Source organism: Nibribacter koreensis (assembly GCF_039541795.1).
Classification (GTDB): Bacteria; Bacteroidota; Bacteroidia; order Cytophagales; family Hymenobacteraceae; genus Nibribacter; species Nibribacter koreensis.
Map to the genome: position 1 here is coordinate 606566 of NZ_BAABGX010000002.1, position 13396 is coordinate 619961.

The 13396-nt window shown below is 48.8% G+C and carries 15 protein-coding genes; 6 read left to right on the forward strand and 9 right to left on the reverse strand.

What is annotated here, in order from left to right:
- Positions 1-56: 56 nt before the first annotated feature.
- From ABD880_RS09805 to tsf, 5 genes are all read left to right on the forward strand, one after another.
- Positions 57-770, forward strand: a complete 714-nt coding sequence (locus tag ABD880_RS09805; protein WP_345165217.1) for an RluA family pseudouridine synthase — start codon at positions 57-59, stop codon at positions 768-770.
- A 323-nt stretch (positions 771-1093) separates the two neighbouring features.
- Entirely contained in the window at positions 1094-1543 is a 450-nt protein-coding gene (gene rplM, locus ABD880_RS09810; protein ID WP_066508739.1) for a 50S ribosomal protein L13, read from the forward strand.
- A 14-nt stretch (positions 1544-1557) separates the two neighbouring features.
- Positions 1558-1944 (forward strand): 30S ribosomal protein S9, encoded by a 387-nt coding sequence (gene rpsI, locus ABD880_RS09815; protein ID WP_066508737.1) that lies wholly within the window; start codon positions 1558-1560, stop codon positions 1942-1944.
- A 24-nt stretch (positions 1945-1968) separates the two neighbouring features.
- Complete coding sequence (gene rpsB / locus ABD880_RS09820; RefSeq protein WP_066508735.1) at positions 1969-2730, forward strand: 30S ribosomal protein S2; 762 nt, start codon at positions 1969-1971, stop codon at positions 2728-2730.
- Between the two features lie 139 nt (positions 2731-2869).
- Positions 2870-3703: a translation elongation factor Ts gene (tsf, locus tag ABD880_RS09825; RefSeq protein WP_345165225.1), complete on the forward strand. Its 834-nt coding sequence runs from the start codon at positions 2870-2872 to the stop codon at positions 3701-3703.
- A gap of 379 nt (positions 3704-4082) precedes the next feature.
- Here tsf and ABD880_RS09830 read toward each other — a convergent pair whose 3' ends face one another.
- A complete protein-coding gene (locus tag ABD880_RS09830) occupies positions 4083-5429 on the reverse strand; it encodes an NAD(P)/FAD-dependent oxidoreductase (protein ID WP_345165228.1) in 1347 nt (448 codons plus the stop codon).
- Positions 5430-5632: 203 nt separating this feature from the next.
- Complete coding sequence (locus tag ABD880_RS09835; RefSeq protein WP_345165231.1) at positions 5633-6505, reverse strand: alpha/beta hydrolase; 873 nt, start codon at positions 6503-6505, stop codon at positions 5633-5635.
- Positions 6506-6696: 191 nt separating this feature from the next.
- Here ABD880_RS09835 and ABD880_RS09840 point away from each other — a divergent pair, with 191 nt between their 5' ends.
- Entirely contained in the window at positions 6697-7515 is an 819-nt protein-coding gene (locus tag ABD880_RS09840; protein WP_345165233.1) for an SDR family oxidoreductase, read from the forward strand.
- A 16-nt stretch (positions 7516-7531) separates the two neighbouring features.
- Here ABD880_RS09840 and ABD880_RS09845 read toward each other — a convergent pair whose 3' ends face one another.
- The 7 genes from ABD880_RS09845 to ABD880_RS09875 all read right to left on the reverse strand — a co-directional run bounded on the left by ABD880_RS09845 (position 7532) and on the right by ABD880_RS09875 (position 13355).
- Positions 7532-7969: a hypothetical protein gene (locus tag ABD880_RS09845; protein WP_345165235.1), complete on the reverse strand. Its 438-nt coding sequence runs from the start codon at positions 7967-7969 to the stop codon at positions 7532-7534.
- Between the two features lie 164 nt (positions 7970-8133).
- On the reverse strand, positions 8134-8379 hold the full coding sequence (locus ABD880_RS09850; protein ID WP_066512755.1) for a hypothetical protein: 246 nt from the start codon (positions 8377-8379) through the stop codon (positions 8134-8136).
- A 96-nt stretch (positions 8380-8475) separates the two neighbouring features.
- Positions 8476-10278, reverse strand: coding sequence for a MutS-related protein (locus ABD880_RS09855; RefSeq protein WP_345165239.1), 1803 nt, complete (start codon positions 10276-10278; stop codon positions 8476-8478).
- 60 nt (positions 10279-10338) lie between these two features.
- Positions 10339-10803 (reverse strand): hypothetical protein, encoded by a 465-nt coding sequence (locus ABD880_RS09860; protein WP_345165241.1) that lies wholly within the window; start codon positions 10801-10803, stop codon positions 10339-10341.
- Between the two features lie 101 nt (positions 10804-10904).
- Positions 10905-11330, reverse strand: coding sequence for a RidA family protein (locus ABD880_RS09865; RefSeq protein ID WP_345165244.1), 426 nt, complete (start codon positions 11328-11330; stop codon positions 10905-10907).
- 113 nt (positions 11331-11443) lie between these two features.
- Positions 11444-12760: a hypothetical protein gene (locus ABD880_RS09870; RefSeq protein ID WP_345165247.1), complete on the reverse strand. Its 1317-nt coding sequence runs from the start codon at positions 12758-12760 to the stop codon at positions 11444-11446.
- Positions 12741-13355: an anti-sigma factor gene (locus ABD880_RS09875; protein ID WP_345165249.1), complete on the reverse strand. Its 615-nt coding sequence runs from the start codon at positions 13353-13355 to the stop codon at positions 12741-12743. The genes ABD880_RS09870 and ABD880_RS09875 overlap by 20 nt, the downstream gene beginning before the upstream one ends.
- Positions 13356-13396 lie beyond the last annotated feature (41 nt).

A 13396-nucleotide genomic window follows, 5' to 3' on the forward strand; every position in this document is an offset into this window, starting at 1 on the left:
TTTTCGTAAAAGGAGGCTAAAAACGAGCCCCGGCCCCTGCCCTCTCACGCATTTATATGAAGCTACCCGCTTTCCAAGACCTTATTATTTTTGAGAACGAAGATTACATAGTCGTCAACAAGCCGCCGTTTCTGGCCACGCTGGAAGACCGTTCTTTTCAATCCTCCAACCTACTGGCCCTGGCCCGCGACTATTGCGAAGACGCCCAGGCCTGCCACCGCATTGACAAGGAAACGTCGGGTGCCCTGGCCATCGCTAAAAACCCAGAGGCGTACCGTCACCTGTCCATGCAGTTTGAAGACCGCAAAGTGTCCAAAGTGTACCATGCTGTGGTTTGGGGAAGCTATGAGTTCAAAGACTTACTCGTAGACCGCGCCATTCAGCCGGGTTTGAAAGGGATTGCCAAGCTGGCCTACAAAGGAAAGCCAGCCCAAACCTATTTCACTACCCTGGAGAAATACGCACGCCATACCTTATTGGAGTGCAAGCCGGTAACGGGCCGCATGCACCAGATCAGGTTGCACCTGGCCTATTTAAAAGCCTCTATTGTACATGATGAGATGTATGGTGGCCAACCCTTGTTTTTGTCTTCGCTTAAACGCAAGTTCAACCTGGCTAAGGACACCGAGGAACAGCCCTTGATCAAACGCTTCGCGCTGCATTCTTACCAGTTGGGTTTTACCTTGCTCAATGGCGAGCCGGTGACCATTACGGCTGAGTATCCTAAGGACTTTCAGGTGCTGGTGAAGCTGCTGCGTCAGAACAGTTAAAGGTTCGTTGCTGGTTATTTGTTGTTCGTTTTTCGAATGGCAACGCGGATCACTAGTGTTTACTATATGTACTAGTATGAATTCCGTTTTTAGCCTACTTCCCAGAAAAGTGGCCAAAAACGGAATTCTGATTTTCTAAGCTTGCTTTCCTCTCGCTCCAATTTCCAACGCTAAACTCATAACTCTCAACTCTTAACTATTTCGTCTTGGTTTTCAAGGGAATAATCTAAATACGGTATTGCACCGGCAAAAAATTACTCCTATCTTTGTGACCATTTTTCAAAGTAGAGATACTTTATTTTTTCACCTGTTAACCATTTACAATGGACCATTTAAGTTATAAGACGCTATCAGTTAATAAGGCGGCCGCAGATAAAGGCTGGGTAGTGATAGACGCCGGAGACTCAACATTAGGCCGTGTGGCTAGCCAGATCGCTATGATCTTGCGCGGTAAAACCAAACCTTCTTTCACTCCAAACGCTGACTGCGGTGATAACGTGATCGTTATCAACTCTGACAAAGTTAGAATGACTGGTAAGAAGTGGGACAAGAAGACGTTTGTGACGCACACTGGTTACCCAGGTGGTCAGAAGACCTTCACTCCGCGTGAGTTGAAAGCCAAATCTTCTACCCTATTGGTAGAGCGTGCCGTGAGAGGTATGCTACCTAAGTCACGTTTAGGACGTGAGCAGTTCCGCAACCTGTACGTGTACCCAGGTGTAGAGCATCCGCATGAGGCACAACAGCCTGTTACAGTAAAACTTACAAAATAATCTAATCATATTTAATGGAAGTTCTCAATACATCTGGTAGAAGAAAAACCTCGGTGGCGCGCATCTACATGACGCCTGGGCAAGGGAATATCACTATTAACGATAGAGATATTAAGGAATACTTCCCGAGCGAAGTATTACAGACCATCGTACAGCAGCCGTTGGCTACTATTGACGCGATCGGTAAATACGACGTTCGTGCGAACATCAAAGGTGGTGGTGTAGCAGGTCAGGCAGAAGCCTTAAGACTAGCTATCACTAAAGCTTTGGTAGAAGAAAACGCTGAGACCCGTCCGGCCCTTAAGAAAGAAGGTTTCTTAACACGTGACCCACGCATGGTGGAGCGTAAGAAATTCGGTAAGCGCAAGGCTCGTCGTTCATTCCAGTTCTCTAAACGTTAATATATCATCAGCTGTAAATATATCATGGCTAATACCACATATAAAGAATTACTGGACGCCGGTGTACACTTTGGTCACCTTACCAGAAAATGGGATCCTAAAATGGCTCCGTACATTTTCATGGAGAAAAACGGTATCCACATCATTGACCTAAACAAAACCTTAGTTTCTCTAGATGAGGCTATCTCCGCTATCAAGCAGATTGCTAAGTCTGGCCGCAAGATTTTGTTTGTCGCTACCAAAAAACAAGCGCAGGACATAGTAGCAGAAGAGGCAAAACGCCTTAAAATGCCTTATGTGACGGATCGTTGGTTGGGTGGTATGTTGACTAACTTCCAGACCGTTCGTAAGTCTTTGAAGAAAATGTCTACCATTGACAAAATGGTAAAAGAGAACACCGCGTATGCCGCCATGGCAAAGCGTGAGCGTTTGATGATGTCTCGTGAGCGCGAGAAATTGGAGCGTGTATTGGGTGGTATCGCTGACTTGTCACGTCTCCCAGCTGCATTGTTCATTGTTGACGTGAAGCGTGAAGGCATTGCTATCAAAGAAGCTCAGAAATTAAACTTGCCAGTATTCGCGATTGTAGATACCAACTCTAACCCAGAGTTAGTAGACTTCCCTATCCCGGCAAATGATGATGCTTCTAAGTCTATCGCTTTGATCACTTCCTTGATTGGTAAGGCCATTGAAGAAGGTCTTTCTGAGCGTAAAGTAGACAAAGACGAAACTGACAAGAAGCGTTCTGAAGAAGAAGGCATCCAGGAGAAAATTGAGGCTGAATAGTCTTCCAATTGACTCATAAAAAGTAAAAGAAACTGAACATTGGGAGCGTAGCAACTGGTGTTCAGTTTCTTTTTGATTATTGGGCGTTCTGCCCTCCTCTAGTAGAAACATATTATCCGTAATTCTTAACTAAAGAACAATGGCTATTACAGCACAAGACGTTAACAGACTGCGCCAAGAAACTGGTGCCGGTATGATGGACTGCAAAAAAGCGCTTACTGAAGCGAACGGCGATTTTGAAGCCGCCAAAGACATCCTTCGCAAGGCTGGTCAGAAGATTGCCAGCAAGCGTGCTGACAACGCTACCTCTGAGGGTATTGTGTTGACGCAGGTAAACGCTGAAGGTACTGTAGGTAAAGTAGTGGCTTTGGCTTGTGAGACTGAACCAGTTTCTAAAGTAGAAGACTTCAAAAACCTGGCGAACGCCGTTTTGGCCGCCGCTGTTGCTAGCAACTCTACTTCTAAAGAAGACTTATTGGCTACGCCACAGGCAGACGGCCGCTCGCTAAACGACCACATCACAGACTTGATGGGTAAAATTGGTGAGAAAATTGACGTTGCTGCTTATGAGACCATCAACGCTGAGAAAGTAGTAGCTTACAACCACTCTAACGGTAAGTTAGGTGTATTGGTAGGTTTGACCAACACTGGCGGTACTGAGGTTTCTGAGGTTGGAAAAGACGTGGCTATGCAAATTGCCGCTATGAAACCAATCGCGGTTGACAAAGACGGTGTTGACGCTAACACTATCCAACGCGAGATTGAGATTGGAAAAGAGCAGGCTCGTCAAGAAGGCAAGCCAGAAGAAATGCTTGAGAAAATTGCGCAAGGTAAACTGAACAAGTTCTACAAAGAAAGCACTTTGTTGAACCAGGAGTTTGTGAAAGACCCTTCTGTAACCATCGCCAAGTTATTGGATAACACCTCTAAAGGCATGACCGTTACTGAGTTCAAGCGTATCGCTATCGGTTAATCACTGATTGAATATTATAGTAAAAAGCCCCGCTGTCTACACAGCGGGGCTTTTTTTTTGTGGCTATGATTTTAAGACTGGAGCCGTCATTGAGATTGTCGGTGATAACACCAACAATGGAGAGAGGATTAATAGGGAGACGCTGGCAATAAAGAAAGCAAGTCATGCTGCTAGCTTTTCTATACAAAGCAATACTCTTTTACCTAAACCGTTTTCGCCTCTTTTCTGAAAATTAAGCCAAAAACGACTTTCATTTTAAGTCCTACTTTCTTCCTTGACGCAGATCCCTCTGTGGCATAAGTGGAAGTGTGCCCCATTTCCAAATCTTCACATTTACACATTTTCACATCAAGAAATAGCACATTAACCAATTAGCACATTAATCCAGATCAGTCTGTTTCCTGACGAACTCCTGCCCTGCAATATCCTCTTTCCGGATGAACGGACGGATGATGAGGCGGGTACCATTCTCATAGGTAAAGAACTTGTAGACCCAGTTGGCCAGTACCACCAGCTTGTTCCTAAACCCGATGAGGTAGTAGATGTGCACAAACAGCCACGCCACCCAGGCAGAGAAACCACTCAGGTGCATGTTCTTGGGTAAGTCTGCCACCGCCTTGTTACGGCCAATGATGGCTAGAGAGCCCTTATCAAAGTATTCAAATGGTTCCAGAGGCTCTTGGCGCACAAGTTTGCGCAGGTTCTTGGCCAGGTGCTTCCCTTGCTGAATGGCTGGCTGGGCTACGCCTGGGTGCCCCTTCGGCCATTTCTCCGTCTTCATGGCAGCTACATCGCCAAGCGCGAAGATATCGTTAAAGCCTATAATCTGGTTATATGGGTTCACCAGGTAACGGCCACGTTCACTAGCCTCGGGTGGTAATCCTTTCACTTGCGCGCCAGAAACGCCGGCTGCCCAAATCAAGGTCTGCGACTGAATCTGCTCGCCACCTTTAAAGGTTACGGTTTTGCCGTCATAAGACTCCACCAGCGTATTCAACTTCACTTGAATGCCTACGTCTTGCAAGTACTCTAAGGTCTTGGCACTGGACTCTGGAGACATGGGTGGTAACACGCGGTCCAGGCCCTCTACCAGATAGATGTTCATCTTACTGAAATCCATGCCCGGGTAGTCATTGGGTAGCACGTGCCGGCGCATCTCGGCTAAAGAGCCAGCCAGTTCCACCCCGGTAGGTCCGCCGCCCACAATCACAATGTTCAAGAGGCTTTGGCGCACCTCTGGGTTAATGATCATGTTGGCCTGCTCAAAGGACTGCAACAGCTGGCTGCGCAGGTTCAAGGCGTCTGGAATCTGCTTTAGCGGGAAGGAGTATTCCTTGATCTGGTCATTGCCAAAGTAGTTGGACTTGGTACCGGTGGCAATGACCAGGTAATCATAGGGCAGGTCGCCTACCAGCGTGGTCACGGTCTTGCTCTCTGGATTAATGCCAGTCACCTTCACCTGCCTGAAGTGGAAGTCTTCATACTCCTCGTCAAACATCTTGCGCAGGGGCTCAGCAATGGCATCTGCCTCCAAACCGGCTGTAGCTACCTGGTACAGCAAGGGCCAGAAGCCGTGGTAGTTCTGGCGGTCAAACAGCACCACCTGAAACTCTTTACTAGGTAAATTCTTGATGAGGTTCACCCCGCCAAAACCGCCGCCAATCACAACTACGCGGGGTTTGGTGGTATCTGGTATATTTAAAGAAAGCTCATTTAACTGAAGCATAGATTCTATAGGTAGAATGAAAAAATCTGCCAATTAAGGCTGACAGAAAGCCAATCTTAGACTTATACTTGATTTACGGTATATAAGATATTCTTAATTTGAACATCACTAAATCACCGGTTAAGTCCTTCCGTCCCAGATCCGTTTTTAGCCTGTTTTTCAGAAAACAAGCCAAAAACGATGACCGCTTCAAAAGTGCTTTTCTACCGATGAAAGCTCTTGCCCACAAACTTAAGCACGGCGGGCAAGGCCGTACGCCAGTAGGTCCAGGTGTGGCCACCGTCCCGCACCCTAAACTCATGCGGAATCTTTTGGTCTAGCATAACGGCATGTAAGGCCATGTTGCCCTTGATCAGGAAATCATCATCACCGCAGTCAATGTAATACTTTACCTGTCTGAGCTTGTCTGCCGGTTGCGTTTCAATCAGCTTTAAGACGGAGTTCTGGTACCAGTGCGCACTCAAGCGCTCCTGCCCTTTCAGGTCGTTCCCGTAGATATTCCCGAAGATGCCTGCATAGTCTTTCTCTGGCGTGGCCAACACCTCGGCGTCTGTGCGTACGGCGGCGCTCAACGGAGCCGCCGCCGCGAACATGTCTGGGTGTTTAAGTGCGTAAATCATGGAGCCGTAACCGCCCATGGACAATCCGGCAACCGCCCTAAACTCTTTGCTGGCACGCGTGCGGTATTCTTTGTCTATGAACGGGATGAATTCCTGAATGAAAAAATCCTCATACCTAGTCTTACCGTCCTGACTGTTCACATACCAACTCACCCCCGCGTCTGGCATCACAATGATCATAGGCGGAATCTGGCCGGCCTTCACCAATCTATCGGCTATTAGGTGCGCTTCTCCAAACTGCGTCCAACCGGTCTCATCATCTGTGTAGCCATGCAACAGATACAAAACCGGATAGCGGCGGTTGGACTGGCTGTAGTCTGCGGGCAGGTAGATGGAGTATTCTACCGGTTTGCCTAGCAACTTACTTTTTACCTTCAGGCTTTCTTGCAGGGTACCTTGCTGGCTGTAGCCTGTGATAGAAAGCAAAAGCAGTAGGGAGAGGAAAAGGTGTTTCATGGCAGATGATGTTTGTAGAATGGGAAGAACAAGGTCTTGCAGAGCAGATCTCTGGTTGGTCAAAGTTACAGGCAGCCGGCAGGTAGGCAAGAACTATCTGCTTTCTTTTGCCCAGCTGGTACGCTTTGCATGCTAGACAACTTTTACGCGACAACATAGGTACTGTCAGGAGACTTTACCCTGCATTTCTTATGACTACAAACGCTACGTCCTTACAAAGATTAAAAGGCCAGGTGGCTTTGGTGACCGGCGCCAGCTCCGGCATTGGCCAGGGCATTGCCATACGCATGGCGCAGGAGGGAGCTCACATGGTAGTCAATTACTACTCAGACGAGGAAGGCGCCCAAGACACCCAGAAAGCCATTGCCCAAGCCGGTGGAAAATGCTTGTTGGTGAAGGCAGACGTTTCTAAAGAAGCTGAGGTAGAAGCCATGTTCGCGCAGGCTAAGAAGGAATTTGGCACGGTAGACATACTGGTGAACAACGCAGGCATTCAAGAAGACGCAGATTTTCTGGAGATCACCCTAGAGCAATGGGAGAAGGTCATCAACACCAATCTGACGGGCCCTTTCCTGTGCGCCCGGGCAGCGGCCAGGGAGTTTGTCAAGAGAGGCGTCAAGAAAAAGACATCAACTGCGGCGGGCAAGATCATCTTCATCAGCTCGGTGCATGACATCATTCCCTGGGGCGGGCGCGTGAACTATACCACGTCCAAAGGCGGCGTCATGATGATGATGAAAACCCTGGCCCAGGAACTAGCGCCGCAAAAGATACGCGTGAATAGCATTTCGCCGGGGGCCATCAAGACAGATATTAACAAAGATGAGTGGAAGACCAAGGAAGGCCGGGAGCAGATGTTGTCGCAGATACCGTACGGCAGGATTGGGGAACCCGATGATATTGCCAAGGTAGCGGTATGGCTGGCCTCTGACGAGGCGGACTATGTGACAGGGGCTACGCTGTACGTGGACGGCGGCATGACCCTGTACCCTTCCTTCGCGGCGGAATAAATAAGAGAAAGAGGTATTATTTGGCTTTGGAGCGGCAGGAGTATTCTTCAATGGAGTGCTCCAGCCATTCAACGGCTTCTAACTCTGTCATGAAGGCTTTTCTGTGTACGTTGGGATGAGGTTCTGTCAGAGCCGTGAAAGTCTCCCCTTCTTGCAGACGTTGCATCTGACGCGGGTTTAACAGCCAGGCCACGCAGAGCTGAGAGGCCACCATTTGCAAGGCTTTCGGGTAAAACTCCTCTACCAACCACTCACTTTCCTGCTGAGTGACTTCTCCTTTAGAACGACAATCCAGTAGCCAGCAAGAAGCGGCATTCTCCTTGGCCAAGGCCAGAATAGCCAGGCAGTTCAGCTTAAATTCCGTGAAGGAGACAGGTTGCTGCCAACGGATGATGACCGTCTGCATGTCCTGCCTGTAGGAAATCTTGATATGTCTGCTTATTCCTACCTGCATAATGGGAGAGGTTGAAGCTTATGGTTTAGTCATTACCAATACACTTGTTAAATAGGAGTTGTTTGAGAAATGAATATAAAGCAAGTAATTTTCAAAAACAAGTTCTCCACAAGCTTTTCAACAACATTCCCACAGATATAGTATATATACTGATACTCTAATTTTTAGAAGCTGTGCCGTCTTCGCGCCTCATGTAGATTCTTGCGCATGGTCAGAAATTGCTCCATACACTGCTGCAAAAACTCCTCGTCCAGCCAAGTCTTAATCTCTTCGTCACCCGCTACGTCCATCTCACTTACCTTGTAGGTTTGCTCAAACGGGCCCAGTTCCAGCTTAATTAAGTACTTTCCGTTCCAAGCCAACAGGGTAATCTTAATCTCTGGGTGAGGTATGTCTGCTACAACGCGCATGGTATTTCTGGTTAGTGAAAGGCAAAGGTAGAAAGATTGTCTTGGATGACCTTGTTTCCGTTTTTGGTCTCTTTTCTAGAAAACAGGTCAAAAACGCTAGACTTCAATACCCATCTGGCGCATGAGCTGGCTGGCGTTAAAGCTCTTACAGATGCCCGGCCGCAGGGTGTAGTCAAAGTGCAGCTGGCCGTTGTCAAAGTAGCTGTTAAAGCTGAAGTTCTCCACCGAACCCGGCAGTTCTTCCTCCATGTTGCCCAGCTCCAGGTCATGGGTAGACACAAAGCCAGAGCAGAAGCGCTTGTGCAACTGCCTGATCAAAGCCATGGCGCCCTCGTGCCGGTCATGTGAGTTGGTGCCTTTTAAGATCTCATCCAGGAAGAAATACACCGGCTGACCAGTGGCTGTCAAGTCTATCAGGATTTTAAGACGCTTGAGTTCGGCGTAGAAAGACGAGGTGTTTTCTGCCAGGTTGTCTTCGGTGCGCATGCTGGTGTACACTTGCGCTGGGTACACGGTCAAACGCTTGGCACAGACGGCCGCGCCCGTAAAGGCCAGCACCATGTTCACGCCCACTGCCCGCAGGAACGTACTCTTACCAGACATGTTGGAACCGGTTATCAAGGCCGTGTGCCCCGCCCCGCTAAAGCCCAGACTGTTGGCCGTCCGGCTCGGGCTGAAAATCAAGGGATGGCTTAGCTTCTCTGCCTCAAACTGAAACGGCTCTGGGCTGATGACCGGAATGGCGTAGCCGGGGTTGGCGTACTGGAAGGCGGCCAGACTGGCCAGGACCTCAAACTCAGCGGCGGCGTTCAGGACCTCGCCAATGTTCCCAGACATGGTTTTCTTCCAGCGCTCCAACCGCCACATCCAGATGAAGTCCCACATAAAGGCGTGGTTCAAGATGAAGTTGAGGTAGGTGTTCAGGCGCGCCGACAAGTATTGGATAATGGAGGCCAGTTGGCGCACGTGCTCAGAGGCCGGTTTGTCGTCTATTTTGAGTTGCTGTTGCAAGTGCCGGGCCTTGGCGCTCTGGAAGGTTCTGCCCTCAATGTGCACCAGCATGTCTGTGTAGCTTTGCAGGGTCTCATACATGCCCGTGCTTTCTTCATAATACTCATCGCGCTGGCGCTGGTACTTGACGGCTATCAAGAACTGGACGACCACCAAGCCCACAAACGGATAATGCGAGCCTCCCTCCTGGGACCAGTAGATAATGGAGGCAATGGTGAGCAAGGGAAACAGAAAGGTGGCCACCGCCAGCCACGCCTTTCCCTCAAAGAAGTTTGGGTTCTTGAGCCAGAGCAGAAACGGTTGAGGAAGTTGCTGAGTTTTTCGGTGGTGGTGCATGCCCCGCGCCTGCAGGTTCTGCCGCCATTCCAAGTCGGGGGCCAGTTCTGCCACCGCCTCTTGCCGGGCTAAAATCTCTTCTGGCGCGGCGGGTGCTTTGAGCCATTGCGCCAGACGTTGCTGTCCCAAGCGGGTCACGGCACGGTTTAGTAATTGAAAAATAGAGTTCGGCCCGAAGACATCCAAATCTGCCGTGTAGTAATGGTTGGGCTCGTCAAACTCATGCCCATCTGCCAGGTCCTTCAACTCCCCGCGCAGGCGCTCCTGCTCTGCCCGGTTAATTAGACCAAGATACAACTGATGCTTGCGCTTGTACTCTACTTTGTTGTGCCAATGAATAAGCCCAGCGAAGATGAAGTACCCAGCCAACAGAATAGACAGCCCCATGGCGGGTTTGTCATAATAAAACAGCAGCACGCAGGCTCCCACTGCTCCCACCACAAAGGCCAGCCTGAACCAACCAATCCATCTATGTTTACTAGCAAACTTTTCTTCTTGTACTAAAAAGCGCTGCTCCCTTTCTGCGAACAACCCTTCTGGGGAATCTGTCATTTTTAATGATTAATGAATAATGATTAGTGATTAATAAAATACTTCTAGTCAAAAGCTTAATCACCTTATACCATACATTACTTGTAGGTCTTTAAATAAATGTCTGCACATTTCCTCACTAAGTACAGGAGGATGTGTATGATGTTTCGTATTGTCTTCTTTGCTACTGAGCTGTAACAATGATGAGTTAATGCCTAGATACTCAATTCCATTATCACTTTGCATCTCATACTCAGTTTTCAAGATTTTATCTCTCCTGCAAGATTGTATTTCCCTTATTTCATTACCTAATATTCTGAGAAATAACGCCAATACCTTTTCTTCATCTGCCTCTTCATTTTCATAATAATTCATAGCGCTACCGATCTGTAACCTAAGGGAAGTTTCAAATGAGAGGTCAATCATCCGGTTTAGCTCGTTATCACTAGCCTCTACCCACAAAATGTCATCATCCACTCTTTTGTAAGTGGAGGCCCCTGCCTTTTCTAAAGCAACTTGTATTTTATCTAAGAAGCTCCTTTTCATAGTATCCTACCCTTGGCTGACATGGAAAGAGTAGGAATACAATTCAAATTCATCCTCTAGTCACTCCTTATTAATCATTACTCACTAGTCATTACTCATTCCTAAATAGTGGCAATGCACTTTAATTCTATGGCAATGGGTGTGGGCAGGGCGTTGACTTCAACGGTGGTACGGCAAGGCTGATTGTCTTTGAAATACTCAGCGTACACACGGTTGTAGATTTGGAAGTCTTCTTTCATGTTGGTCAGGAACACGGTCACGTCTACTAGGTTGTCCCAAGAGGAGCCGGCTTCCTCCAGAATGGTGCGCACGTTTTGGAAGACGGCGCGGCACTGCACGGCAATGTCATAATCGGCTATCTGGCCGTGGGCGTCTAGCATCACGCCTGGTATATGGGTCTGGCCTTTCTGCCGGGGCCCCACGCCAGACAAGAACAACAGATTGCCTACGCGCCGGGCGTGCGGGTACAAGCCCACAGGTTCTGGGGCACCAGAAGAATGAATTGGTTCTGAGGAAGGAGTAGTCATAGCAAATCCGTTTTTAGCCTGTTTTGGGTAAAATAACCTAAAAACGGCTGGATAACAAAAAAGCGAACCCTGGTGGGCTCGCTTCTTTAAACGCTTGGGGGTGGTATTTCTTATTAGTTGAACTGCACAGAACCGTATTTAGACGTTACGTTCACCAAGCCCTTGGGAGAGGCCTTTCCAAACTTACCTTTATAAGTAGCAGAGGTGTTGCGCACTTCTTTAAAGCTGTAGTCTACCAGATCCTGGTCTACCTTAAGGTTGCCGTAAGACGTGTTCACATCAAAGTTGAAAGCCGTCTTGTCTGCAAAGTTCAGGTTGATGCTGGTGTAGCCGCCCGTCACGTCTATCTTTTTGAAGCCTGAGGCAATGTTGGCAATCTCAAAGGTAGAGCAGTACTTCATGTCCATGCCGGCAGACTCTTTTAAGTTGCCAATCTTAAAGTTGGAATAGCTTCCTCTGCCAGACAACTGGTTCACGTTCCCTAATCTGAATTGTGAGTCATACCGGCTTTCTATGGCCAGGGCGTCTATGTTGTCAATGGAGATTTTGCTGTAGGCAGTAGAGGCCATCAGGCTCTCTGCCGAGGTCAGCTTGAGGGAAGAATACCTTACGTTCAGGTTGCCGCCGCGCATGTACTCTACCGTAGAACCTTCTTTGCCATATTCCAGAGAGACTTTGTTGTCTTTGCTGTTCAGGCGGCCCGCATTGATGGAACCGTACTTCACGCTAACCTGTGTGGCGCCGTCCATGTCTGGCAAGACCACGTCGCCAAATTTGTTGGAGAGCGTCAAGGCATTTCCCTTCGGCATTTTCACCAGGTAGTTTACTTCAAAGCTCTTGCCGCTAGACGTCTGAATCTGCATGGGCTCCCGCACAGTCACCACAGACACCAGATTGGCGCCATGCGTAGCCTGGATGTTGATCTTGTCCAGAATCTCCTGGGCCTTGGCGTCTGTGCTGGCTCTGGTAATGATGTTCACCTCTACGGCTATCTCATTGCGGTTCCAGGTTTGCACGTCTACCTTGCCAAACTGGTTCTCTACGTTGAGCTTGTCTGCAGAGCTAACCTTGAACGTCTTGCTAAACTTCTTAGACTTGCTGAAATCATAGGCGTTGGGCTGGGGCTGTTCTACCTCGGGCTGTGAGACAATGATCACATTGGGCTGGTCCATGTGCTGCAGAAACTCCAGTGCCTGACCGGCTTTTACCAGTTGTAGCGCGTTTTTGGTTTCTCTGGAGGCAATCAGCAGCGCTTCTTTTACGCTGGCAGACACTTCAGAGGCAACGTGGTTTTTATCTACATACACAATCTGGGTGCACGGCGCGGCTGCCGGGACAGGCGGCGCGGGCATTTCTTGTCCTCTCGCGGCGGTCAAGACCAAGCTTGCGGCCAGGGAAAGGAGAACCTTGTTAAATAGAAGTGGTTTCATCGGTGTTTTGTTGTTTAACTGTCTGTATGTTCTCTAAAATGGCCAGCTGTCTATTTAAGATGGCAATGCGCATTTTAAGGTTGTCACTCATGGCCTGGATCAGTTCGGCCTTATTGGGGGTGGTGTAGAGTTCCTGCTTTAACTGGTTGTAAGAGGCGTCCAGGGCTTTGGCTTCCTGCTCCCATTCTTTGTCCATGCCCAGCGCTTTTAAGTCATAGGCCTGCAACTGGGACTCCTTCTGCTCAATCACGCTCACAAACTGGGTCTCAATCTGCTTTAACTCTGGGGCAATCTTCTCTAAGGAGGCCGGCTGGGTGGCCGCCATCTGTGGCGCTTGCGCCGAGTTAGCCCCGTAGTACCAGGCCGTTAAGAACACAGACACCAGCATGGCCACGGCGGCAGCGTAGCGCCAGGCCACGTTCCAGTTTAAAGCAATGATGGTGGCTTCTTTGCCGGTCTCTGGTTCCACGTGCATGGTAGTCTGTCCGCCCGGCTCCAGCTCAGAGGCAATCTCTTGCCACAGGTCTGGGCGCGGCGCAAACGAGTCAAACTCATCGCGGTGGGCTTTTACGAAATCTTCTAATCTATCTTTCATGGCGGTTAAGCGGTAAATTCGTTTTTTGGTTGTTTTGACAA